This is a genomic window from Pseudorhizobium endolithicum (assembly GCF_902153245.2).
Lineage (GTDB): Bacteria > Pseudomonadota > Alphaproteobacteria > Rhizobiales > Rhizobiaceae > Neorhizobium > Neorhizobium endolithicum.
Window position 1 is genome coordinate 370,347 of record NZ_CABFWF030000010.1, and the last position, 24,387, is coordinate 394,733.

A 24,387-nucleotide genomic window follows, 5' to 3' on the forward strand; every position below is an offset into this window, starting at 1 on the left:
TGTCGTTCATGTCGCAGTCATGCGGCGCCCCCTACCATGCACAGGCTGAACGCCTCCGACGGAACCCTCCGCCTTTTGGTCGCGTTAAGGCGCGTGACATCCTGGCCCGCAGAGGCCTTACGGACCGGGCGACCCAAGCGCATCGGGACGGTAGAACGGAGACCGCAACCGATGAAACGGTTCGACCTTATTGACGGTATGCGAGGCTATTTTCTCGTCTTCATGCTGATCAACCACCTGATCTTTGCGGGCGGCTACTGGCTCGTCAAAATCAATCATAACCAGCTTGCTTTCGTGGAGGACGCACAGGGCTTCGTGTTCCTGTCGGGCCTTCTCATCGGCATGGTCTATGCCCGCAAGATGATGAAGAACGGTTATGCTGCAGGGCGGCAGGCCATCTATTCCCGCGCCTTCGAGCTCTACCGCTATGCCATGGGCATCGTCATCGCCGTGCTGGCGGCGCAGATGATCCTGCCGGAAGCCTATACCGTCTGGTACAACTGGCTCGGCTACACGACCTTCGACGACCCGCTGCGCCTCGCGGCCATCGCGACGTTCCTGTTCCAGCCCACCTTCATGGACATCCTGCCGCAGTACATCGTCTACATGCTGTTTGCGCCCCTGCTCGTGAAGCTCGTGCTGGAGGACAAGTGGCACTACGTCCTGGCGGGCTCGCTCACCCTCTGGATGGCCGGCCAGCTCGGCCTGCAGCGCATCGTCACCGAGCCGCTGAACCAGTTGGTGATGGGGCCTGACGACCAGGGCATCCGGGTCAGCTTCAACCTGCTCGGCTGGCAGATCGTCTTCTATTCCGGTCTCGTGCTCGGCGCGATGACCTCCACGAACAAGATCGACTGGAGCCGGGTCCTCACGCCGGAGAACACGTTCATCCCCAAGATGGCGCTCATCGTGGTGCTGTTCTTCCTGCCGCTCAGGATCATGACGGCAAACGGGCTGATGCCGGACTTCATGCTCGGCAAGTTCGCCTCGATGGAGATCCGGGCAGACTTCGGTCCGGTCTATCTCCTGAACTTCCTGGCGGTCGCTACGCTGGTCACGTGGCTGCTCGTCGCGGGCCCGAAGCATCCCTCCACCTTCGTCCAGAAGGCCGCCGGATTGCTGACCTGGCTCTTCTCGCTGAAGTTCCTGCAACTGATCGGTCGCCATTCGCTCTACGTCTACGTATGGCACGTCGCGATCGTCTATGCCGTCTACTATTTCGACGGCCGTTCTCCGGAACTCAGCCAGTTGACCAAGACTGCGATTGCCTTGGTTGGTATCGCGCTTCTGGCACTGCCGGCCGTGTGGCGCGAACGCGAGAAGTTCTTCGGCAATACAGCGGCTCCCGTGATGAAGCCGCAAACCAAGTCGATCCGTTGAGAACGGGGGTGGTGGCCGTCAGGTCACCGCCCCGATCTGCCACGGCACGAATTCGTTATCGCCATAGTCGTAGACTTCGCTCAGCGTCTTCTTGCCCGATGCCACGGCCAGGATCTCCTCAAAAATCCGCTGACCGGACTGCTCGATCGTCTCCTCGCCGGTGACGATGCCGCCGCAGTTGATGTCCATGTCCTCCTTCATGTGCTCGTACATTTCGGAGTTCGTGGCGATCTTGATGCAGGGCGACGGCTTGAAGCCGGACACGGAGCCGCGGCCGGTCGTGAAGCAGATGACGTTGCAGCCGCCGGCCACCTGGCCCGTGACCGCCACCGGATCGTAACCCGGCGTATCCATGAAGACGAAACCCTGCTCCGTCACCGTCTCGGCAAATTCATAGACCGCCTTCAGCGGCATGGATCCGCCCTTCGCTACGGCACCCAGGGACTTTTCGAGGATCGTGGTCAGGCCACCGAGCTTGTTGCCATGGGAGGGGTTGTTGTTGAGTTCGTCGCCATTGCGGGCGGTATAGTCCCGCCACCAATCAATCCGCTGCAAGAGCTTTTCCGCAACCGCCGGCGTCACCGCCCGGCGCGTCAGCAAATGCTCCGCGCCATAGATTTCCGGAGTTTCCGAGAGAACTGTCGTACCGCCGTTGCGGACGATCAGGTCCGAAGCATAGCCCAGAGCCGGATTGGCCGAAATGCCGGAATAGCCGTCGGATCCGCCGCATTCGAGCGCGACCTTGAGCCTGGAGAGCGGCTGCGGCGTGCGCACCGCGGCGTTCACGCCCGGCAGCATTTCCTTGATGATTTCGATAGCCGCATCGATGGTTTTCCGGGTACCGCCGTGCTGCTGGATCGTCATCGTCCGCAGCCGGGTACCCTCCTCCATCTTGTAGTGTTCCAGGATCGGGCCGATCTGGTTCGTCTCGCAGCCGAGGCCGATCATCAGGATCCCGCCGAAATTCGGATGCTTGGCATAGCCCTGGATCGTGCGGATCAGGACACGGTAGCCTTCCGACTTGTTGTTGAGCGCGCAGCCGCCGCCATGGGTCAGCGCCACCACGCCGTCGATGTTGTCGAAGCCGTCGAGCCCGCCCATGCGGTTGAAGTAGTCCGCGATGTAACGGGAGACGGTGGCGGAACAGTTTACCGACGAGATGATACCGATATAGTTGCGGGTGCCGGCGCCGCCGAAGCCGCGGTCATAGCCCATGAAGGTGCGCCGCTCATTCTCCGGCAGCATGCCCTTCTCTTCCACATCGACGCTGAACTGGTGCTCGTGCTCCGACGGCAGCATGGCGAGGTTGTGCAGGTGAACATGGCTTCCGGGCTCGATATCCTGCGTCGCAACGCCAATCACCTGGCCGTATTTCTTCACTTCCGCCCCGGACGGTATGTGCTTGAGCGCTACCTTGTGGCCGCGGCCGATCAGTTCACGCGCCACCAGATCGCCGTGGCCGACAAGCCCGCCCGGCTGCACGGAGCGGCGCACGACCCCGACGTCGTCATCGGCGTTCAGAATGATGATGGGTGTTACAATGGCATCCATAACTGTTTCCTCCTCCCGGGAGGCTCCTGCTTGTCCGTAAAATAGGTGTGTTCACCGAGGCTCGTTTTCCATCCATCGGCGCTTCGACTCTTCCAGATGCGCATGCATCATCGCCTGTGCGAGGAGAGGGTCCCGTGCCTCGAGAGCGGCGTAGATGGCCTCATGCTCCCGGAGAGCGTGGTGCCAGGTCTCCGGCGTCTCGAAGCGGGTGCGTATCTGCGCCGAAAGGGGGCTATGCCGCTCATCGAACAGATCACCGACGATGTGAGCCAGCACCGAGTTGCCGCTCTGGCCGGCGATCGTCAGATGAAACATGCGATCCTGGTCGAGAGGCTTTCTTCCTGCCTCGATCTCCTCTCGCATCGCGTCGAGCACCTCGCGCAGAGCCGTCAAGCCTTCGGCGGTGATCCTGGCTGCGGCAGAGAGGGCGACAGTACCTTCGACCGCTGCCCTCGCCTCCATCAGTTCGACAGGACTTTCCCCCATCGAACCCGTCTGCCAGGGACGCCGCTCGGGCTCCGCCGCGATATAGATGCCGGACCCCATACGGATCTCGACGCTGCCTTCGATCTCGAGTGCGATCAACGCCTCACGGAGCGACGGCCGCGACACCCCCAACTGCTGGGCAAGATCGCGCTCCGCCGGCAGGCGTGCCCCGGGGGCGAAGTGGCCGCCCTGGATCAGTGCCCGGATCTGGTCTGCGATCTGCTGGTATAGCCGGCGCGGCTCGGCTGCCTTGATGGGTCCGTTCATGTCTCGGCCGATGATGTTATCTGGCCTTACCATAGCGACTTCGGCGCCAGGGAGCAAGGAAGTTCAGGGCAGCGCCACCTCTAACTTTCCCTGCAATTCCCGCGCATTCTCCCAAATCTCCTGACAGAGCTTCAAAAATTGGCTTGACCAGTTTCGTCAACCGGGTTTAACCAATAGGCCTTGGCAGGGTGGAGCTTGGCCAGCAGGTGGAACGGGCAAGGAGGAGGCCGTAATGCAAACATCGACGCAGGACGGACATCGCGAAGCCGCCCTTTCCGGCGCACCCTTGCTTCGCCTCGAAGGCATCACCAAGGAATTCCCCGGCGTCCTCGCCCTGTCGGATGTCAGCTTCGACCTTCGACGGGGAGAGGTTCATGCCGTTTGCGGCGAGAACGGCGCGGGCAAATCGACCCTGATGAAGATCATCAGCGGCGTCTACCAGCCGACCCGTGGCACCATCGTCTACAAGGGAGATGCATGCCGGTTCGCGTCGCCTCTCCAATCCGAGGCGGCCGGCATCGCCATCATCCACCAGGAGCTCAATCTCGTCCCCCACCTGTCGGTGGCGGAGAACATCTATCTGGCCCGCGAACCTCGGCGCGGCCCTTTTGTCGACCGCAGGAAGCTCAACGCCGACGCGAAGCGTTGCCTTGACCGGCTCGGCGTCCCGATCGACCCCAACATGCCGGTCCGCAACCTGTCGGTGGCGCAATGTCAGATGGTGGAGATCGCAAAGGCGCTTTCCCTCGACGCCGAAGTGCTGATCATGGACGAGCCGACCTCCTCCCTTACCGAACAGGAGACCCGGCTGCTCTTCAAGGTGATCCGTGACCTGAAGGCTGCGGGCGTCGGCATCGTCTATATCTCGCACCGCCTGGACGAAATGGCGGAGATCGTCGACCGGGTCACCATACTGCGCGACGGCCGCTACATCGCGACCGACGACTTCGACAAGACGACGGTCAACGACATCGTCGCCAAGATGGTGGGACGTTCCCTGGAGGAAAAATTTCCGGAGCGTAGCTCGGTGCCTTCGGAGGAGATCATCTTCAGCGTCTCCGGCCTCACCCGAACCGGCGTGTTCTCCGATGTCGGCTTCTCGCTGCGGCGCGGAGAAATTCTCGGCTTTGCAGGGCTGATGGGCGCCGGACGCACGGAAGTCGCGCGCGCCATCTTCGGCGCCGACCCGCTGGATGCCGGCACGATCACCCTCCACGGCGACACCCTGAAGATCCAGTCGCCGCGCGACGCGATTTCCGCAGGCATCGCCTACCTCTCGGAAGACCGGAAGGCACAGGGGCTGGCTATCAAGATGCCCGTCGACGCCAACATGACGCTCGCCAACATGGAGGAATTGTCGAATGGGTTCGGCCTCATCGACTTCGCACGGCACAACAGGGTGGCGAAGGAATATGTCGACCTCCTCGACATCCGCACACCCTCCATCAAGCAGCCGGTCCGCCTCCTGTCCGGCGGCAACCAGCAGAAGATCATCATCGGCAAGTGGCTGTTCCGCAAGCCGAAGGTGATGTTCTTCGATGAGCCGACGCGCGGCATCGACGTGGGCGCGAAATTCGCGATCTACAAGATCATGGACGAACTCGCGGCGGAAGGGATCGGCGTCGTGCTGATCAGCTCCGAATTGCCGGAAGTCCTCGGGATGACAGACCGCGTGGCCGTGTTTCACGGCGGGCGCATCACCGGTGTTCTGGAAACCCGGAAGACCGATCAGGAAGAAATCATGCGATATGCCTCGGGCTACGGCCCGAAGGCGCACTGAGGGCAACCATGGCGGACGCAAGCGAACAGAAGACCCGGCGGCTCAACGATCGGCAGAAGGACATCATCCAGAAGTTTGCGGCACTCGGCAGCCTCTTCGTCCTGATCGCCGTATTCTCGGCCACCAGCAGCGCCTTCTTCACCGTCAACAATGCAATGACCATCGCGTTGCAGGTCACCTCCATCGCCCTTCTCGGGATCGGTGCAACCTGCGTCATCATCACCGGCGGCATCGACCTTTCCGTCGGTTCGGTGCTGGCGCTGGCCGGCGTGGTGGCTGCACTGGCCGTCAAGGACTGGGGCATTCCCGTACCCTTCGCCATGTTGATCGGCATCCTGACCGGCTCGCTCTGCGGCTGGATCAACGGCATCCTCGTCACCAAGATGAAGCTGCCCCCCTTCATCGCCACGCTCGGCATGATGCTGATTGCACGTGGCGTGGCACTGCAGATCACCGGGGCCCGGGCCGTCTCCGGCCTCGGAGAGTCCTTCGGCGTCCTCGGCAACGGCTCTCTGTTCCGCATCGTCAATATCGGCGATGACGGCTTCCCGACCGTCGTCTTCCCCGGCATCCCCTACCCGGTCATCCTGATGGTGGTGATCGCCATTGCCGTCTCGTTGATGCTGAACCGCTCCGTGCTCGGCCGCCACATCTATGCGGTGGGCTCCAATGCAGATGCGGCGCGCCTCTCCGGTGTCAACGTCACTCGCGTCGTCAGCTTCACCTACGTCCTGTCCGGGACGCTCGCCGGCCTCACCGGCTGCGTGCTGATGTCCCGCCTCGTTACCGCACAGCCGAACGAAGGCGTAATGTACGAACTCGACGCCATCGCAAGCGCGGTCATCGGCGGCACCTCCCTGATGGGCGGCGTGGGCACGATCTCCGGAACCGGCATCGGCGCTTTCGTCATCGGCATCCTGCGCAACGGCCTCAACATGAACGGCGTCTCCGCCTTCACGCAGCAGATCATCATCGGCCTCGTCATCCTGGGCACCGTCTGGATCGACCAGTTGCGCAACCGCCGATGAAGAACGGGTGCGGACCCTTATCCGCGACATGCACGAGGGAGTGAGGAGCTCCCGGACAAACGGCCGGACGGCCAATCAGTTGGAGGAAGACATGAAGAAACTCGCTACAGCACTACTCGCATCCGCCATGGCGTTCGGCGCATTCTCGGCCGCCCAGGCCGGCGAGATCGCAGTCATCGTCAAGACCGTCAATTCTACCTTCTGGCAGAACGTCCAGAAGGGCGCCGACGCTGCCATGAAGGACGTGTCGGAGCACACGATGACCTTCCAGGGCCCGGCTGCGGAATCAGCGATCGCCGATCAGGTCAACATGGTCGAGAACGCAGTCAACCGCGGCGTTGCAGGCATCGTCCTTGCCCCGTCCGATCCGGACGCGCTGGTTCCCGCGGTGAAGAAGGCATGGGAAGCCCGCATCCCGGTCGTGATCATCGACTCCATGCTGGCCGAGGGCGCCGAACAATACTACCAGTCCTTCCTCGCGACCGACAACAAGAAGGCCGGCGAACTTGCCGCCAAGGCGCTGATCGAACGCGTCGGCACGGAAGGCAAGATCGCGGTCATGTCCTACGTGGCAGGCGCCGGTTCCGAGATCGGCCGCGTCGGCGGCTTCACCGACTACATCAAGGCCAACTCCAAGCTCGAGATCGTCGGCCCCTTCTATTCGCAGTCGCAGATGGCGACCGCGCTGAACCAGACGACCGACGTTCTCGCCGCAAACTCCGACCTCAAGGGCATGTTCGGCGCCAATGAGCCGACCGCCATCGGCATGGGCCGCGCACTGAAGCAGTCCGGCAAGGCCGGCCAGGTCGTCGCCGTCGGCTTCGACGGAAACCAGGACCTCCAGGAATTCGTCAAGGACGGTACGCTTGCTGCGATCGCCGTTCAGGGCTCCTTCCAGATGGGCGAACTCGGCATCCAGACGGTGACCAAGGTCATCAACAAGGAGAAGGTCGAGAAGTTCGTCGACACCGGCGTCGTCGTTGTCACCAAGGACAACATCGAAAAGCCGGAAGCGCAGAACGTCCTCTACTAAGTTCCTCCCTGGCGCGCATCGCAAATGATGCGCGCCCTTTTCCAAGGAATGCCTTGATGAACGCCGCCGAAACCCGAAAACTTCCTCGCGCCGATGTGGACGTCACCCTGGTGGGCCTCGGCTGCGCCCAGATGGGCAACCTCTACCGCGTGACGAGCTACGAAGAGTCCGCCGGCGCGTTCAAGGCAGCCTGGGACGCGGGCATACGCTATTTCGATACCGCTCCCTTCTACGGTTATACCCGCTCGGAACGCCGGCTCGGCACGATGCTGACCGACCTGCCGCGCGACGCTTACGTGCTCAGCACGAAGGTCGGCAGGGTGATGACGCCGGATGAGACCGTGGGCGAGGAGGAGGACGGCTACGTCCGGCCCCTGCCCTTCCGGCCGGTCTACGACTACAGCTATGACGGCATCATGCGATCCTTCGAGGCCAGCCAGCAGCGCCTCGGCGTCCTGAAGCCCGACATCCTTTACGTGCACGACATCGGCCGCATGACCCACGGGGACAAGCACGAACACTACTGGAGCCAGTTGACCGACGGCGGCGGGTTCCGGGCGCTTGGCAAGCTGCGGGACGAGGGTTCGACGAAGGCCGTCGGCCTCGGGGTGAACGAGTGGGAGGCGATCCGCGACGCAATGGAAGTCTTCGACATCGATGTTTCCATGCTCGCCGGCCGCTACACGCTCCTGGAGCAGGAAAGCCTGCCGCTGATGGACGAATGCGCGCGCCGCGGCGTCGGCATCGTCGTCGCCGGGCCGTTCAACTCGGGCATCCTCGCCGGCAACAGGAAGTTCAACTATACCGATGCACCGGCAGAGGTTCTGGCGCGCGTTGACGCGCTTCGCAGGGCCTGCGAGGAGGAAGGGGTCAGCCTGCAGGCGGCGGCTCTGCAATTCCCGCTCCTCCACCCGGCGGCCGTCACCATCGTGTCCGGCGCCCGCACGGCCGAGCAGATCACATCGAACCTCGCCTGGTTCTCGGAAACCATCCCCGGCAGTTTCTGGCAGCGGTTGCGCGAGCGCGGATTGATCGCTGAGGGCGTCCCGCTTCCGCGGAATGGAGCCTAATCACGATGCGGATCGATTCCCATCAGCACTTCTGGCGCCTGGCCGACCGGGCAGGACAGTGGCCGCCGGCCGAACTTGCGGCGATCCACCGGGATTTCATGCCGGAGGACCTGCAGCCGCTCCTGGCCGAGGCCAAGGTCGACGGGACGGTGCTGGTCCAGACCATGGAGAACGAGGCAGACACCCGGTTCATGCTGGAGTTGGCCGATTGCACCCCCTTCATCCTCGGAGTCGTCGGCTGGACGGACTTGAAGTCGCCGGATGCACCCGCGGCGATCGCGCGGCTGGCGCAGCACCCGAAGCTCAAGGGCTTCCGGCCGATGCTGCAGGACATCGCGGACGACCGCTGGATCGACGATCCAGCCCTGAAGCCTGCCCTTTGCGCAATGATCGATCACGGTCTCGTCTTTGACGCGCTCGTCCTGCCGAGGCAGCTCGACGCGCTTCTCGATTTCGCTCGCCGCTCGACGCGGCTGCCGATCGTTATCGATCATTGCGCAAAGCCCCTGATTGCCGAGGGCAGGTTCGTCGACTGGTACGCCCGCATGAAGGCACTCGCCGAACTGCCCAATGTGCATTGCAAGCTGTCGGGCCTGCTGACCGAGGCTGGCGACCAGAAGCCTGCCGGGGTACGGCCCTATGCCGAAACCGTCCTCGACCTCTTCGGGCCGGAGCGCGTGATCTGGGGCAGCGACTGGCCGGTGCTCCGGCTCGCCGGCGACTACCGGGCGTGGCTGGCCCAGTGCCTCGATATCGTGCCGGCCGAACACCATGAGCCCGTCTTCGGCGACAATGCGGTCCGTTTCTACAATCTCGGCGGCGAGCGCCGCCGCTCCTCATGACAGGCTTATCATGCTGACGATCATCTGCGATTCCCCCGGAACCCTTTCCACCGTCGACCGGCCGAAGCCGACACGGGGCGAAGGGGAGGTGCTCGTGAGGCTGCGCCGCGTCGGCGTCTGCGGCACCGACCTGCACATCTTCACGGGCAATCAGCCTTATCTGTCCTATCCGCGGGTCATCGGCCATGAGCTTTCCGGCATCGTCGAAGAGGTGCCGGTCGCCAGCCATCTCACGCCGGGGGACACTGTTTCGATCATCCCCTACATCTCCTGCGGTCACTGCAGTGCCTGCCGCAAGGGCAAGACGAACTGCTGCCGCAATATCGGCGTGCTCGGTGTCCATCGCGACGGCGGGATGACAGAATATCTCAGCCTCCCCGAGCGCTTCGTGCTGAAGGCGGAGGGATTGACGGTCGATCAGGCGGCCATGGTCGAATTCCTGGCGATCGGCGCGCATGCCGTTGCGCGCGCCAATGTTCAGCCCGACCAGAAAGTCCTCGTCGTCGGCGCCGGCCCGATCGGCATGGCGGTGGCGATCTTCGCACGCCTCGATGGCGCCGAAGTGACGTTCCTGGACGGGCGCGCCGACCGCCTGGACTTTGCCGCAACGCATCTTGGCGCCGCGCATACCGTGCTGCTCGGCGACGGTGATCAGCAGACGTTGTCGGAGATCACGAACGGCGATTTCTTCGATGCCGTCTTCGACGCGACCGGCAATCCGAAGGCCATGGAGCGGGGCTTCGGCTTCGTCGGCCATGGCGGCACCTATGTCTTCGTCTCGATCGTCTCCAGCGACATCAGCTTTTCTGACCCGGAATTCCACAAGCGCGAAACCTCGCTGCTCGGCAGCCGCAACGCGACAGTCGAGGATTTCGAACGCGTGATGGAGGCCATGCGCGCAGGCGAAGTGCCGGAAGCGCTGATCACGCACCGCATGATGCTTGCGGAGGTGCCGGAGCGTTTTGCGGGGCTGACAGACCCCGCCGCCGGTGTCGTCAAGGCCATGATCGAGATCTGAGGAGACGGGCATGCAACGCATGGGCATGGTGATCGGCGTCAAGCCGGAGATGATCGCGGAATACAAGCGGCTGCACGCCGCCGTCTGGCCGGAAATCCTCGACCTCATTTCCCGATGCAACATCCGCAACTACACGATCTTCCTGCGCGAGCCGGAGAACCTCTTGTTCGGCACCTGGGAATATCACGGGGCCGACTTCGAGGCCGACATGGCGAAGATGGCGGCCGATCCGAAGAACCGGGAATGGTGGTCCTTCACGATCCCCTGCCAAAACCCGCTCGAAAGCCGTAAGGAAGGGGAATGGTGGGCGATGATGGAAGAGGTCTTCCATCACGACTGACCGCGCCGCCAGCACTTATCGAGGAATGACATGACGAAGACGCTTGAAGGAAAGACCGTTCTCATCACCGCAGCCGGCCAGGGCATCGGCCGCGCCTCGGCCATCGCCTTTGCCGAAGCCGGCGCGACGGTCCATGCCACGGACATCAACGATCAGGCGCTTGCCGAACTGCCGAAGCTCCCGAACCTGAAAGCCTCCAGGCTCGACGTGCTGGACGAGGCGGCGGTCAAGGCGGCGGTCGAGAAGATCGGCCAGGTCGACATCCTCTTCAACTGCGCCGGCGTCGTCCACGGCGGCACGATCCTGGAGATGAAGGACAGCGACCTCGAGTTCGCCTTCGACCTGAACGTCAAGGCGATGATCCGCACCATCCGCGCCGTCCTGCCCGGCATGCTGGAGCGCAAGGACGGGTCGATCATCAACATGGCTTCCGTCGCTTCCAGCATCAAGGGCGTACCGAACCGCTTCGCCTACGGCACCACCAAGGCAGCCGTCATCGGGCTCACCAAGCACGTTGCCGCCGACTACGTGACGCAGGGCATCCGCTGCAACTGCATCTGCCCCGGCACGGTCGAAAGCCCGTCGCTGCAGGATCGCATGCGCGCCCAGGGCGACTACGAGACCGCGCGCGCCGCCTTCATCGCCCGCCAGCCCATGGGACGCCTGGGCTCGCCGGAGGAGATCGCCGACCTCGCCGTCTATATCGCCGGCGCCACCTACACCTCCGGCCAGGCCTTCTGCATCGACGGCGGCTGGACCATCTGATCCTCCCACCCACCACAGAGATTGCCATGACCCACATTACCGATCTTCGCGTCTTCGACCTGCGCTTTCCGACCTCCCAAAGCCTGGACGGCTCCGATGCGATGAACCCGGATCCCGATTACTCGGCAGCCTATGTCATCCTCGACACCGACAGCGAGGGGCTGGCCGGCCACGGCCTCACCTTCACCATCGGCCGCGGCAACGACATATGCTGCATGGCGATCGAGGCGATGCGGCATCTCGTGGTGGGCCAGGAGCTCGAAACCTTCCGCCAGAATCCCGGCAGGTTCTGGCGGCACCTGACCAGCGACAGCCAGCTCCGTTGGATCGGTCCAGACAAGGGCGCCATGCACCTTGCCACGGGGGCGGTCGTCAATGCCTTCTGGGATCTTCTCGCCAAGCAGCAGGGCAAGCCGGTCTGGCAGTTGGTCTCCGAACTCTCCGCGGAAGAGATCGCCGACATCGTGGACTTCCGCTATCTCACCGACGTGCTGACGCGGGAAGAGGCGGTCGCGATCCTGAAGAAGGCGGAGGCCGGCAAGGCGGAGCGCATCGCCACCCTGAAGCAGGAAGGTTATGCCTGCTACACGACCTCGGCCGGCTGGCTGGGTTATCCCGAGGACAAGCTGCGCCGCCTCTGCCAGGAGGCGGTCGATGCCGGCTTCAACCACGTCAAGATGAAGGTCGGCCGCGATCTCGAGGACGACATCCGCCGCCTCACCATCGCCCGCGAGGTGATCGGGCCGGATCGCTACCTGATGATCGACGCCAACCAGGTCTGGGAAGTGGACCAGGCCATCGACTGGGTGAAGAAGCTCGCCTTCGCCAACCCCTTCTTCATCGAAGAACCGACAAGCCCGGACGACGTTGCCGGCCACAGAAAGATCCGCCAGGCCATCGGTCCGGTGAAGGTTGCGACCGGCGAGATGTGCCAGAACCGCATCATGTTCAAGCAGTTCATCGCCGAGGGCGCGATCGACATCGTGCAGATCGATTCCTGCCGCATGGGCGGGCTGAACGAAGTGCTGGCGGTGCTCCTGATCGCCGCGAAGTACAACCTGCCGGTCTGGCCGCATGCGGGCGGCGTCGGGCTGTGCGAGTATGTGCAGCACCTCTCGATGATCGACTATGTCGCCGTCTCCGGCACCAAGGAAGGCCGCGTGATCGAGTACGTCGACCACCTGCACGAGCACTTCGTCGATCCCTGCGTCATCAAGGACGCCGCCTACATGCCGCCGTCGCGGCCGGGCTTTTCCATCGAGATGAAGCCGGAGTCGATTGCCGAGTATACGTTCAGGGGGTGAGAAGCTCCCGCTGACGAAAAAGCCCCTCGGTCCGACTGGAGCGAGGGGCTTTTTGTTGTTGGTCTGACGATGGACTCAGATCCGATCTGCCGTGATTTCCGCCAGTTTGGCGTTGACCAAGTCGCGCCAGGCACGGTTGCCGATCAGCGCCTGCGGGAAGAGGCCCGGCAATGCGAAGAAGGGTGCCGAGGCATCATCGCCGGCAGGCTGGGCTGCAGCGGCCCGCAGTTCCTCCCGCCGCGGGTCATCGATGTCCGGCGTTTGCTTGGCATAGGCTATCCAGAGGGCTGTCGCCAGTGCGGCCGTGTCGGCCTCATCGCCCTTCGCCAGCGCCTCGACCGTTCCGGCGAAAATCCGCTGCGGCAGCTTCTGGCTGCCATCCATGGCAATCTGCTTCGTCCGGTGGGCGATCGTCGGGTTCTCGAAGCGCTCGATCAACTGGTCGATGTACTTGTCGAGGTCGATGCCGGGTACCGGGTCCAGGGTCTTGCGGGCGGCCTGCATGTGCCGGCGGGCAAGGTCGCGGTATTCCGGGACGGCCATGACATCACGGACATATTCCAGCCCCTTGATCTGACCGAGATAGGCGATCATCGAGTGGGCGCCGTTGAGGAGGCGGAGCTTCATCTTCTCATAGGGCTCGACATCGTCGACGAAGAGAGCGCCGGCCTTGTCCCAAGCCGGATGGCCGGAAACGAAATGATCCTCGATCACCCATTGCATGAAAGGCTCGGTTTCCAGCGACAGCGCATCCTCCGCGCCCAGCATCTGCGCCGCCCGTGCGCGGCCCTCGTCGGTCGCGGCAGGCACGATGCGATCGACCATGCTGGAGGGAAAGGCGCCATGGCCGGAGATCCAGTTGGCCAGCGCCGGATCGCGGGCGCCCGCCATCTCGATCACCAGGCGACGGACGATGCGGCCATTGGTCGGCAGGTTGTCGCAGCAGAGCACGGTGAAAGGCTCCTGCCCCGCGGCATGACGGCGGGCAAGGCCTTCCACGATATAGCCGATGACGCCGACGGGCGCCGTCGGATTGGCAAGGTCTGCCGCCACTGCCGGGTGATTGCGGTCAAGCCCGCCGGTGCTCGGGTCAAGACCGTACGCCTTTTCCGTCACAGTGATCGTGACGATCCTGATGGCCGGATCGACCAGCAGCGCAAGCAGTTCTTCACGGTCCTCCACGGCCGATATACCCCGGATGATGGAGCCGACCACCTGGGCGCTCTCGCCGGCACCGCTGCGGGTGACGACGGAATAGAGATGATCCTGCGCGCGCAGGTCGCGGACGATGTCGAGCGAGCGGAGGCTGACGCCGACGATACCCCAGTCGCCCGGCTCCTCGGCCAGCGCAAGGTCGTTGTAGACGGCCTGGTGGGCACGGTGGAAGGCGCCGAGGCCGATATGCAGGATGCCGGGCTTCAGCGCCTTCGGGTCGAAGGCGGGCTTGACGACGGCATCGGCGAGCGTGGTCGAGGCTGACAGTCTTTCCATGGTCACGACAATCCGTATCCGGGGTGGGAGAGTGCGCGTTCGATGCCGCGCAGTTCGGCAAGCCCCTTGAGGCGGCCGATGGCGGGATAGCCGGGCTGGGCGCCGCGGGTAAGGTCGTCGAGGATTTCCTGGCCGTGGTCGGGGCGCATGGGAATCTCGTGATCCGCACGCCCTTCCGCCCGGCGACGCTTCTCTTCCTTCAGCAGCTCGGCAACGACGGCCACCATGTCGGTGTGACCTTCCAGATGCTCGTCCTCGTAGAAGGAGCAGGGCGTGCCGGCCTCTTCCCGATGCACGTTGCGCAGGTGGACGAAGTGGATGCGGGAGGCAAAGCGCCTGACCATGGCCGGCAGGTCGTTGGCGGCACGTGCGCCGAGCGAACCGGTGCAGAAGGTGACGCCGTTCGCGCGGCTGTCCACTGCGTTCAGCATGTGGGCGTAGTCGTCTTCCGTCGAGAGGATGCGCGGCAGGCCGAGCAGAGCCCATGGCGGATCGTCCGGATGGGCGCAGATATTGATGCCGGCGCGTTCGGCAACCGGTGTCACTTCGGTGAGGAAGTCAACGAGGTGCTGCTGCAGCTTCTCGCGGCTGATGCCGTGATAGGTGGCGAGATGGTCGCGCAGTTGCGGCAGCGTGTATCCGTCCGCCGAACCCGGCAGGCCGGCGCCGACGTTCTTCGACAGCGCCAGACGGCGATCTTCAGGCATCTCGACGAAGCGTTTCGCCGCCTTGTCGCGCAGAGGCTCGTCATAGTCCTCCGCCGCACCCGGCCGCTCCAGCAGATGAATGTCGAAGGCGACGAAATCGATGAGATCGAAGCGCATGGCCTTGGCACCGTGGCGCGCCGTCCAGCGCAGGTCCGTTCGCGTCCAGTCGAGCACCGGCATGAAATTGTAGCAGACGGTGCGGATGCCGCTTGCCGAAAGGCGTCGCAGCGTTTCCTGCCAGTTCGCCACATGCTGGCGCCAATCCCCGGTCTGCGTCTTGATGCTTTCGGAAACCGGTACGCTTTCCACCACGTCCCAGAAGAGGCCACCCGCCTTGATCGCCTCGTGCCGCTTCCTGATTTCCTCGACCGGCCAGGCTTCACCGGTGGGAATATGGTGAAGCGCGCTGACGATGCCTTTGGCACCGGCCTGGGCCGCATCCTCTACGCTCACCTTGTCGATCGGGCCGAACCAACGCCACGTATGCCGCATGAAAACTCCTCAGGAGAGAAACGTGATTTGAACCTTGCAGGCGGCTGTACGGTCGCCGGCCTGCTCGAATGCCGCCACGGCATCTGAAATCGGAAAGCTGTGGGAAATGATTGGTCGCACGTCGATCTCCCGGCGCCCGATCAGATCCGCCGCCTGTGCGAATTCCTTATCGAAGCGCTGCGTGCCGATCCAGTGCAACTCCTTGCCGACCAGCGCATTGAGCGGCACCGCGACGTCGCCGGTGACGCCGACCTGGACGATCGCGCCGCGCGGCTTCACGGTCGCCACGGCGGTGCGGATCGCCGGCGCTGCAGCCGAGCACTCGAAGGCGACGTCAAACTGCCCCTTCTCCGCTTCGTAGGATGATAGTGCAGCGGCATTGGTGGCCACGTTGATTGTGCGCGTCGCGCCCATGGCGGATGCGCGCTCCAGCGCCGCATCCGTTAAATCGGTCACGACGATTTCACCGGCACTGGCATGCCGGGCTGCGGCGACCGTCAGCACGCCGATGGGTCCAGCGCCGGTCACCAGCACGCGTTTTCCAGTCAGATCTCCGGCACGCGCGACTGCGTGCAGGCAGACCGCGAGCGGCTCGGCGCAGGCTGCCTCGCCGGGCGTTACCGTCTCGCCGACCGGCACGCACTGTATCGCCGGCACTACAAGCCGGTCGCGGAACATGCCATGGGCGTGCGGAAGGCGCATCGCGCTGCCCATGAACTGCATGTTCAGGCAGTGGATCGGCAGCCCTTCCCCGCAGAACCGGCACGTGCCGCAGGGCTGGCTCGGATTGACGGCAACCAGTTGCCTGACCGACAAGCTTGAGACGCCGGCTCCGAGCGTCTCGACATAGCCGGATGCCTCATGCCCCAGGACGATCGGCTCCCGCACCCGGACGGGGCCGAAGCCGCCGTCCTGGTAGTAGTGGAGATCCGAGCCGCAGATGCCGCCCGCCGCCATCTTGAGCAGCACCTCACCCGCCCGAGGCACCGGCACCGGCGCCTCCTCGACCTTCAGGTCCCGCTGTCCGTAGAGCCGCGCAAGCCGTGTCAGCATGTCGGGGCTCTACCGCAGCAAACCAAGCTGTGTCGGCAGCCACAGCGTGATTGCCGGAATGAAGGTGATCAGCAGCAGCGCGACAAAGAGCGGGATCATCCAGGGCAGGATCGCCATCGTTGTCCGCTCGATTGAAAGCTTCGATATCCGCGACAGCACGAACAACACCATGCCGACAGGCGGGGTCAGCAGACCAATCATCAGGTTCAGTGTGAAGATGATCCCCATATGGACTGGGTCCACACCATAGCGGGCTGCGATCGGCATCAGGATCGGGACCAGGATGCTGATTGCGGCGATGGTGTCGAGAAAGGCACCAACGATCAGAAGCAGAATGTTGACGATGATCAGGAAGGTCCACCAGTTGTCCGTCAGCGAGAACATGAAGTCGGAGAACAGCTGGGCTGCCTGGCTGACCGTCAGAAGCCATGCAAAGATCGAGGCAGTGGTGACGATGAACAGGACCGATGCCGTCGTCTCGATCGTGTCGAAGCTTGCCTTGGCAAGCGTCCTGATCGTCATGGTGCGGTAGCGCACGAGCCCGAGGAAGAGCGACCATATGACGGCAGCGACGGCGGCTTCCGTTGGGGTGAACCAGCCCATGGTCATTCCGCCGATCAACAGAACCGGCGTCATCAGCGCCATCACCGCCGAGAAGTCATAGTACCAATCGAGCGCGATCAGGGCGACCAATGCGATGAAGACAGCCACGTTGATCGAGAGCCCGGCCAGGATCAGCAGGTACACGGCAACGGGGAAGCAGAGAACGATGAAGACCTCCAGCGAGGCGCTGGCGAGCCTTTTCAGTTCGAAAGGCGTATCGGATCCCCAGCCCTTGCGGTAGGCAAAGATGAAGACGGTGAGCATCATCAGCACCGTCATCACGACGCCCGGCAGGATGCCGGCCATGAAGAGCGCCCCAATAGAAACGTTGGCCATCATGCCGTAGATGACGAAGGGCAGCGACGGCGGGAAGATCGGGCCAAGCGTGGCAGAGGCGGCGGTCACGCCAACGGCGGCCTCGACCGGATAGCCGTGGTCCTTCATCGCCTTGATCTCGATCGTGCCGATGCCGGCGGCATCTGCGAGTGCCGTTCCTGACATGCCGGAGAAGACGACCGAGCCGATGATGTTGACCTGCGCAAGACCACCCTTCATCCAACCGACGAGGGAAAGGGCGAAATGGTAGATGCGGCCGGTGACGCCGGCGATATTCATCAGGTTGCCGACCAGGATGAAGAAGGGGACCGCAATCAGCGGGAAGCTTTCGACACCGGCGATCATGCGTTGGGCAGCGATGATGTCGGGGGCCACGCCGTAGATGACGAGGTAAAGCAGAGAAGAGACACCAAGCGACACCGCGATCGGAGCGCCGATGATCATGAGGAGCAGAAAGGATCCGATCAGAAGCAGCATTCGTCAGATCCCCTGCACGCCGGTTTCGCTCGCCTGTTCGCGAACGGTTTTTTCGTTGATCATGTCTTTGATGAAGTTCTGGACGGAGCGCACCAACATCAGCGCGAAGGCTCCGAAGACGGTATAGAATACGTAGCCACGCGGCAGGTTGACGGTCACCATGCGCTCATTGCCGACGATGCCGATATAACGCCACATCAACCAGGTCGTGTAGGCAAAGAAGCCGATGACGATGAAATCCACCAGTAGCTCGAGCGCCCGTCCGATCCTGTGCGGCAGGAAGCGGTAGAGCATGTCCACAGAGATATGTCGCGCCATCCGGACACACATGACGGAGCCCAGGAATACAAGCACCACGAGGCAGTTGGCCGCGATCTCCTCGGTCCAGGCAAGGCTGTTGTTGAGAGCATAGCGCGTGAAGAACTGCAGGAAGACGCAAGCAGCCATGGTCCAGAAGATGGCCATGTTTACCCAGTCTTCCACCGCATAAGGCGAAAGGTCGACGGGTCCGGCCTCTTCCTCGAAGGCATGCGCCATCTCATCAACGCTAACCGGAGCGTGCTGTTGTTCGTTCATCGGAGAACTCCGCGGATTCTAATGGGGATGCAGACGGCGCCCGATGCTCTCGCACCAGGCGCCGCAGACGCGCTTACTGGATGGCGCGGATGGCTTCCCAGTCTTCCTTGGTGTAGCCGAACTCTTCCAGGGTGACCTTTTCCATGACGGTCTTCTCGAAGTCGGCCTTGTCGACTTCCGTCACGGTCAGGCCGTCGGCCTTGAACTTCTCGACCAGTTCCTGCTCGCGCTGTTCGACGATCTTCGTGGCCCGTTCAGCGGCCTCGGCCATGACTTCACTGAAGATCTGCTTGTCCTCGTCAGAAAGGTTCGACCAAAGAGTCGGTGATACGACCGTGTTCAGGTGGTCGACGATGTGGCCGGTGAGCACGATGTTCTTCTGGACTTCGTAGAACTTCTTCGCCTCGATCGTCGTCAGCGGGTTCTCCTGGGCTTCGACGGTGCCGTTCTGCAGGGCGAGGTAGACTTCCGCAAACGCAATCGGCGTGGTGTTGGCACCGCAGGCGCGCGGCATGGCGAGATAGGCCGGAACGTCCGGAACGCGGATCTTCAGGCCGGCCATGTCGGCGCACTTCTCGATCGGCTTGTTGGCCGTCGTGTGGCGGGTGCCGTAATAGGTGACGGCCGTGATCTTGTTGCCGCCAGATGCTTCCTCATAGCCCTGCGCGAGCTTCTTGAAGACGTCGCTCTTGGTATAGGCGATCAGGTGGCTCGGATCGCGGAAGATGTAGGGGAAGTAGGTGACGCCGATCGGCGGGTATTCGCGCGAGGCGAAGCTGGAGCCGGAGATGATGATGTCGACGGTGCCGAGCTTGAGGCCCTGGTTGATGTCGGCTTCCTTGCCGAGCTGCGAGGCCGGGAAGACGTCGATCTTGTAGCGGCCGTCGGTGCGCTTGGCGATCTCTTCCGCGGCCCATACCGATTCCGTGTGGAAGGGCTCGGAGGTTTCGTAGACATGCGCCCATTTGAGGACGGTCTGCGCCTGGGCCGCGAAGGCCGAGGCCAGTACAGCGACGGTGGCGCCGAGGATAGTGGTGAGTTTCAGTTTCATGGTTTTCCTCCCGGTTGAACTGATGGGGTTTGGCTATTGGCCGCCGACACTTCTCCAGGCGGCGGGTATCACGCCGTCGGACGGCTCCTCGCCGAAGCTTTCCGACAGGCGAATCTGGGACTGGTCGAGATGGGCGCGCATGGCGGCGCGCGCGCCCTGAGGATCGCCCGCGGCGATCGCGTCGCGGACGGCGCGGTGCTCCTCCATGGCGGCGCGCCAGGTTTGCGGGTTCTCGAAATAGCTCGCCAGCCGCTCGAAATAGGGCGTGAGGCGCAGGTCGTGAATGCCGCCGACGAAGCGGTTGAGGGTGCCGTTGCCGATGATCGCCGCGACAGCGATGTGGAATTGCCGGTCGAGCGAGAGCGCCAGCGCCCGGTCGTCCAGGGAGGCCGCCATGCGGGCGAGGTTCTTGTCTAGGACTTCAATCTGGTCAGGCCGCACCACGCGCGCCGCTTCCTCGGCAATGGCGCATTCGACCACGGCGCGGGCCCGCAAGAGCTCGAACGGACCTTCCGCCTCGGCGGCGGCTGCGGCGTCTTCTGCGGGCGAGCGGGCGGAGACGTAAACACCGGAGCCCATGCGGATGTGAACGAAGCCCTCGACTTCCAGCACAATCAGTGCTTCGCGGACGGTGGGGCGGGAAACGGCGAGAAGTTCGGCCAGTTCGCGCTCCGGCGGCAGCCTGGAACCGGGGGCGAAATCACCCCGCTCGATCAGGCTTCGCATCTGGTCTGCAACCTGGCGATACAGGCGGCGCGATTCAATGACCGAAAACATCCATCCTCCCGACGCGCCCTCCACGACGCGTGACTGGTAAGCTGGCCTTACCAGTCGGAGGATTCATACAATCATGTCTGACAACCTGTCAATGGTATGCAGAAGACGTTATTTCGAGCGTGCGGAAGAATGGGCAGGTTCGGCCGGGCTGCGCCGGCAGGGCGGCGAAGCTCATAGGTCTCCCGAAGCCGGTTGGCCCGTTCACGACGTCGCCTCCCCATCCCCCGCCGGCCGATTGGAGGCGCGGCCGTTGTATTTCGGGCCGTCATCCTCGTCCGGCGGGTACCCTAGGGCGGCGGGAAAGGCGGCCAGCACTTCCGGCTGGCGCGCGCCGTTGGGGCCGACGCAGGGCGGGAAGGCATCGTGCCAGCGCGGCTCGCCGCTATACTGCTTTTCCGACAGGAAGCCGCGGCAGGCGCGGGCGCGGCGGCAGGCGGGGACGTCACAGGTCTTCCAGTAGCCGAGATAGCTCGTGACGCGCTGGGTGAGCTTCTGCAATTGGCGCGACTGCTGGCGCGGGGGGAGCCTGTTGAACTCGCCGCGGGTGTAGCCGGGCAGGTAGGGCTCGTTCTCGTACTCCCGCCAGAGGCGGAGTTTTTCTTCCTTGCTTTCTGCCATCGCTCATCCCCCTTTCCGGGCACGGGTTCGCGTTCACGCGGGTTGCATGTCTTCTGAATTGACTGGAGAGCCCACACGGATGCGGAACCTCACCTATGGTTTTAGTCTGTGGCTCCGCATCCGCGTGGCCTTCGGCGTTCTTTCGGGGTGTCCAGCCCCTACAGGTGATCGCCTCGTCTCTCTGCGTGGTTTTTGCTCCGCATGATCTTGTCCGAAAACCGCTTCACACTTTTCGCTTCGCGGTCCTTTGGTTCGGGATCATGCGTTACTCCACCACCTGCACGGCTTTCCCGAACCGGACATGGCTGCCCGGGGGAGACTTGATAGGAGCGCTGCCTCATCAGCCCGCTCCATGGCTTTCACCTCTTCCACCCTCCCCGCACGTTACGGCTTGAATGGAAGCGCCGGCCCCCGCCTGCCCGCGACCGTCTCGCGAAACACTCCGGCGACGGAGGCGGGGGTATTATGGGGATGAGTTTTGGGTGCGGGGATGATGGGGGACGAAAAAATACCCTCACCTGCAAAATCCAGCACTTAGCCTTTGGCTAAGATGCTGATGTTGCTTCCTCTCCCACAAGGGGCGAGGAGGGGGTGCTGCAATTTTTGGCTGCGGTGCGTTCACGGTTTTGGGAGGCGGCAGGCGCCGACACCCTCATCCTGAGGCGGCCGCGCAAAGCGCGGCCCTCGAAGGATCCTCTGGCTGGACCTTGCCGCCCGCCCTCGCCCTTCGAGGCGCACCCTGCGGGTGCGCACCTCAGGGTGAGGGCTGCCGTTTCCGCCTCAGTCACTCCCCGACCGCACCTCTTCCACGCTGAGCGATCCGGCCGGCAGCGGGCGCAGCAGTTCGGCTTCGGGTTTGGTGAGATGGAGCCAGTGGCGCCAGTCCTCCGGCCGCAGCACCACGACCTGGCGATCGTGGATGGGGGCGACGTCGGGGCCGGGGGCGGTGGTGAGCATGGTGAAGGCGGGCGGCTGGTTGCTCTTCTCCCCCTCCCCTGCCGCCTCGCGCCAGAGCCCGGCGATGCAGAGGAACGGGGCGTCCTTCAGCGTGAAGCGGTGCTTGGCCTTGGGGTATTTCGTGCCGGTGAACTCGAAGAAGGCGGAGGCCGGGATGAGGCAGCGGCGGCTTTGCGCAAAGCTTCGGCCTTCGGAGCGGAAGTTGAACACCGGCCCGCCTTTTTTGCCGGGCGGCGGCGGGAAGCCGAAGCGCATGGGCGACAGCGCCACCACGCCCTCCCTTTCCGCCCGCATCACCGGGCCGAGATCGCCGATCCGCACGTCATCCGCCTGCGGCAGGTCCGCCTCGCTCTGGTGGGCGAGCGCGGCAAGGCCCTGCTCCTCCAGCGCGCGGAGATATTTGGCGTAGCGGATGTGTTGTTCGTAGTCGTTGCACATGGGGGTGAGGTAGGGCGGGAGGGGTGCGTGGGGAGAGGGTGCGTCATGCTCTCCCCGCTCATCCTGAATGCACTCCATCACGTAAAAATTGGGGGCTGCTTATTTGCCCAAAATGGCGCATTCTCCTGATTGGGAAATGAGGAGGCTCCTAGAGCGGGAAATCAACAACATAGGAGAGCTGATTCGTTGCAAGATGGGGTCGCACGTCAGAAAATGCACAAAGCGGTGGAGGGCTTGTGAAATGAACTATATATCCCCCGATCTTGGGAGGCTCAGCGCCTCCATAGGCTTGCTCGGACTTCAGGACATAGAAGATCAAGTGGACGTTTATTTCTCAGCAGATGTCGAGACCGATGGCCCTATTCCCGGGCCGTTCTCCATCTTGTCGTTCGCTATTGTTTACGCAGGACATTTCGACGGAAAGACCTTTAGCCGTCCTGACAGCTACAACCAGACATTCTACCGCGAAGTGAAACCGATATCTGAGGAGTACCAGGACGAGGCCCTTGCAATAAACGGACTAGATCGCGAAGATCTAAAAATTCGTGGGAAAGATCCGAAAGAGGCGATGGTTGCAGCCTATGAATGGGTGCAACAGATTACGGGGAAACATAAACCCGTACTAGTCGCTTATCCACTGAGTTTCGACTGGACGTGGCTTTACTGGTACTTCACCCGCTTTTGCCCTAAGGGGTCTCCCTTTGGGTATTCGCAGTGCTTTGATATAAAAACGGCAGTTGCTGTAAAAGGATCTCTGCCGATCTCGCAGTCGAGCCGCTCAAAACTTCCGCCGAACCTGATCCCCAGTCGGCCACATACTCATCACGCACTCGATGATGCGATTGAACAGGCGGAAATATTTGCCAACGTCTTTGAGTGGGAGCGCTGAGTGGATGAGATTGGACACCGCCGAGAATACACCTCCAAACAACTGACCGCACTACGAAAGGAACTAAGAGAAGCTGATCTACTCCTGGAAGGAAAAGCGTGTGTTTACGCTACGGGCTCTTATGGCCGCCTAGAAGCACGTACAGATAGCGATCTAGATCTGTTTATCGTCGGATTGACCGATCCCGCCTCCAAGGGATCGCCAAAAGGAAGCCGTCTCCGCCACTTAGATGAAATCTGCATAAAGGCGGACCTTATCCACGCAACGAAGCGCTTGGGATTAAAGACTTCGATGGCGATGGGCGGTATCTCGCGCACTACTCGGCCGAGCAGTTTACAAAGACCTTAGGAACACCAGAGGACGACGCAACAAATACACTAACCGGCCGTCTCCTGATGCTCTTAGAGAGCAAGCCCCTACTTGGCGATGACGTATACGCGGATGTTATCCGTACCGTTATAAAAGCGTACTGGCGGGATTACGAAGATCATAAAGATGAGTTCATGCCTGCGTATCTCACGAATGACATATTACGCTTGTGGCGCACATTTTGCGTGAATTATGAGGCTAGAACAGAACGTAAGCCAGATCCCAACAAAGCAAAAGGGAAAGTCAAGAACTACAAGCTGAAGCACAGCCGCATGCTCACGTGCTTCTCAGCACTGCTTTATCTTCTCACAATTTATAAACGTAATGGGACGGTTTCTGAAGAAGACGGCTTCGCCATGACTCAGCTCACTCCCATTGAACGCGTGGAATGGCTGTTACAGCAGCCCGAAGCAAGTGACGCCCATTCGGAAGCCACAAAGCTCCTCGAACAATACGATCAGTTTCTTACCCTTACCAAGATCGGCGAGGTAGAGCTAGAGCGGATTCGACTTAGTCCGGGTCATATCCGGCGGCCTCGAAGTAGTTCCGGCATTCCTCGGGGGTGAAGGCGGATAGACAGTCGGCGACGGCTGACCAGAGGTCGTCAACGGTTCTGGCAGCGACCTTTCTGAGCAGAGCCTTGAGCTTGGAGAAAGCCATCTCGATGGGGTTGAAGTCCGGCGAGTATG

The 24,387-nt window shown here is 62.6% G+C and carries 23 protein-coding genes and 1 pseudogene; 12 read left to right on the forward strand and 12 right to left on the reverse strand.

Translation table 11 applies throughout. From position 1 onward, the window contains the following. The first annotated feature begins 171 nt into the window (after nucleotides 1-171). Nucleotides 172-1,380: an OpgC family protein gene (locus RTCK_RS07635; protein WP_142592362.1), complete on the forward strand. Its 1,209-nt coding sequence runs from the start codon at nucleotides 172-174 to the stop codon at nucleotides 1,378-1,380. A gap of 18 nt (nucleotides 1,381-1,398) precedes the next feature. Here the strand turns inward: RTCK_RS07635 and RTCK_RS07640 are convergent, their stop codons facing one another. Together RTCK_RS07640 and RTCK_RS07645 are read right to left on the reverse strand one after the other, a co-directional pair. Next, nucleotides 1,399-2,931 carry a UxaA family hydrolase gene (locus tag RTCK_RS07640; RefSeq protein WP_142592363.1) on the reverse strand — a complete coding sequence of 511 codons (1,533 nt, stop codon included), beginning with the start codon at nucleotides 2,929-2,931 and terminating at the stop codon, nucleotides 1,399-1,401. A 51-nt stretch (nucleotides 2,932-2,982) separates the two neighbouring features. Next, on the reverse strand, nucleotides 2,983-3,684 hold the full coding sequence (locus tag RTCK_RS07645; protein WP_142592364.1) for a FadR/GntR family transcriptional regulator: 702 nt from the start codon (nucleotides 3,682-3,684) through the stop codon (nucleotides 2,983-2,985). Nucleotides 3,685-3,916: 232 nt separating this feature from the next. On the opposite strand from RTCK_RS07645, the gene RTCK_RS07650 reads away from it, so the two are divergent. The 9 genes from RTCK_RS07650 (at nucleotide 3,917) to RTCK_RS07690 (ending at nucleotide 12,864) form a co-directional block, all read left to right on the forward strand. Beyond that, entirely contained in the window at nucleotides 3,917-5,464 is a 1,548-nt protein-coding gene (locus RTCK_RS07650; RefSeq protein WP_142592365.1) for a sugar ABC transporter ATP-binding protein, read from the forward strand. A gap of 8 nt (nucleotides 5,465-5,472) precedes the next feature. After that, entirely contained in the window at nucleotides 5,473-6,492 is a 1,020-nt protein-coding gene (locus RTCK_RS07655; RefSeq protein ID WP_142592366.1) for an ABC transporter permease, read from the forward strand. 91 nt (nucleotides 6,493-6,583) lie between these two features. Then, entirely contained in the window at nucleotides 6,584-7,525 is a 942-nt protein-coding gene (locus RTCK_RS07660) for an ABC transporter substrate-binding protein (RefSeq protein ID WP_142592367.1), read from the forward strand. A gap of 56 nt (nucleotides 7,526-7,581) precedes the next feature. Continuing rightward, nucleotides 7,582-8,595, forward strand: a complete 1,014-nt coding sequence (locus RTCK_RS07665) for an aldo/keto reductase (protein ID WP_142592368.1) — start codon at nucleotides 7,582-7,584, stop codon at nucleotides 8,593-8,595. A gap of 5 nt (nucleotides 8,596-8,600) precedes the next feature. After that, the gene (locus RTCK_RS07670) at nucleotides 8,601-9,437 is read left to right on the forward strand and encodes an amidohydrolase family protein (RefSeq protein WP_142592369.1); all 837 of its coding nucleotides are present in this window, start codon (nucleotides 8,601-8,603) and stop codon (nucleotides 9,435-9,437) included. A gap of 10 nt (nucleotides 9,438-9,447) precedes the next feature. Beyond that, nucleotides 9,448-10,455, forward strand: coding sequence for a zinc-binding alcohol dehydrogenase family protein (locus RTCK_RS07675; protein ID WP_142592370.1), 1,008 nt, complete (start codon nucleotides 9,448-9,450; stop codon nucleotides 10,453-10,455). Between the two features lie 10 nt (nucleotides 10,456-10,465). After that, entirely contained in the window at nucleotides 10,466-10,795 is a 330-nt protein-coding gene (locus tag RTCK_RS07680; RefSeq protein ID WP_142521888.1) for an L-rhamnose mutarotase, read from the forward strand. A 30-nt stretch (nucleotides 10,796-10,825) separates the two neighbouring features. Next, nucleotides 10,826-11,560, forward strand: coding sequence for an SDR family oxidoreductase (locus tag RTCK_RS07685; RefSeq protein ID WP_142592371.1), 735 nt, complete (start codon nucleotides 10,826-10,828; stop codon nucleotides 11,558-11,560). Between the two features lie 26 nt (nucleotides 11,561-11,586). Beyond that, complete coding sequence (locus RTCK_RS07690; protein WP_142592372.1) at nucleotides 11,587-12,864, forward strand: L-fuconate dehydratase; 1,278 nt, start codon at nucleotides 11,587-11,589, stop codon at nucleotides 12,862-12,864. A gap of 75 nt (nucleotides 12,865-12,939) precedes the next feature. On the opposite strand, the gene RTCK_RS07695 is transcribed toward RTCK_RS07690, so the two are convergent. The 9 genes from RTCK_RS07695 to RTCK_RS07735 form a co-directional block, all read right to left on the reverse strand. Continuing rightward, nucleotides 12,940-14,355 (reverse strand): mannitol dehydrogenase family protein, encoded by a 1,416-nt coding sequence (locus RTCK_RS07695; RefSeq protein WP_142592373.1) that lies wholly within the window; start codon nucleotides 14,353-14,355, stop codon nucleotides 12,940-12,942. A gap of 2 nt (nucleotides 14,356-14,357) precedes the next feature. Next, on the reverse strand, nucleotides 14,358-15,554 hold the full coding sequence (gene uxuA / locus RTCK_RS07700) for a mannonate dehydratase (protein ID WP_142592374.1): 1,197 nt from the start codon (nucleotides 15,552-15,554) through the stop codon (nucleotides 14,358-14,360). 9 nt (nucleotides 15,555-15,563) lie between these two features. Next, nucleotides 15,564-16,607, reverse strand: a complete 1,044-nt coding sequence (locus tag RTCK_RS07705) for an L-idonate 5-dehydrogenase (protein WP_142592375.1) — start codon at nucleotides 16,605-16,607, stop codon at nucleotides 15,564-15,566. 9 nt (nucleotides 16,608-16,616) lie between these two features. Next, entirely contained in the window at nucleotides 16,617-18,023 is a 1,407-nt protein-coding gene (locus RTCK_RS07710) for a TRAP transporter large permease (protein ID WP_142592376.1), read from the reverse strand. A 3-nt stretch (nucleotides 18,024-18,026) separates the two neighbouring features. Then, nucleotides 18,027-18,599 (reverse strand): TRAP transporter small permease, encoded by a 573-nt coding sequence (locus tag RTCK_RS07715; protein WP_142521895.1) that lies wholly within the window; start codon nucleotides 18,597-18,599, stop codon nucleotides 18,027-18,029. A gap of 73 nt (nucleotides 18,600-18,672) precedes the next feature. Continuing rightward, on the reverse strand, nucleotides 18,673-19,650 hold the full coding sequence (locus tag RTCK_RS07720) for a sialic acid TRAP transporter substrate-binding protein SiaP (RefSeq protein WP_142592377.1): 978 nt from the start codon (nucleotides 19,648-19,650) through the stop codon (nucleotides 18,673-18,675). Nucleotides 19,651-19,683: 33 nt separating this feature from the next. Next, a complete protein-coding gene (locus RTCK_RS07725) occupies nucleotides 19,684-20,427 on the reverse strand; it encodes a FadR/GntR family transcriptional regulator (protein ID WP_142592378.1) in 744 nt (247 codons plus the stop codon). Nucleotides 20,428-20,628: 201 nt separating this feature from the next. Next, nucleotides 20,629-21,045: a hypothetical protein gene (locus tag RTCK_RS07730; RefSeq protein ID WP_142592379.1), complete on the reverse strand. Its 417-nt coding sequence runs from the start codon at nucleotides 21,043-21,045 to the stop codon at nucleotides 20,629-20,631. Between the two features lie 780 nt (nucleotides 21,046-21,825). Beyond that, nucleotides 21,826-22,440: an SOS response-associated peptidase gene (locus RTCK_RS07735; RefSeq protein ID WP_142592429.1), complete on the reverse strand. Its 615-nt coding sequence runs from the start codon at nucleotides 22,438-22,440 to the stop codon at nucleotides 21,826-21,828. Nucleotides 22,441-22,681: 241 nt separating this feature from the next. Between RTCK_RS07735 and RTCK_RS07740 the strand changes: the two genes are divergently transcribed. Both RTCK_RS07740 and RTCK_RS21165 read left to right on the forward strand, forming a co-directional pair. Then, nucleotides 22,682-23,329, forward strand: a complete 648-nt coding sequence (locus tag RTCK_RS07740) for a 3'-5' exonuclease (RefSeq protein WP_142592380.1) — start codon at nucleotides 22,682-22,684, stop codon at nucleotides 23,327-23,329. Beyond that, the gene (locus tag RTCK_RS21165; protein WP_142592381.1) at nucleotides 23,330-23,677 is read left to right on the forward strand and encodes a nucleotidyltransferase domain-containing protein; all 348 of its coding nucleotides are present in this window, start codon (nucleotides 23,330-23,332) and stop codon (nucleotides 23,675-23,677) included. A gap of 531 nt (nucleotides 23,678-24,208) precedes the next feature. Here RTCK_RS21165 and RTCK_RS07750 read toward each other — a convergent pair. Beyond that, nucleotides 24,209-24,387: pseudogene (locus RTCK_RS07750) on the reverse strand (IS630 family transposase); the annotation flags it as partial.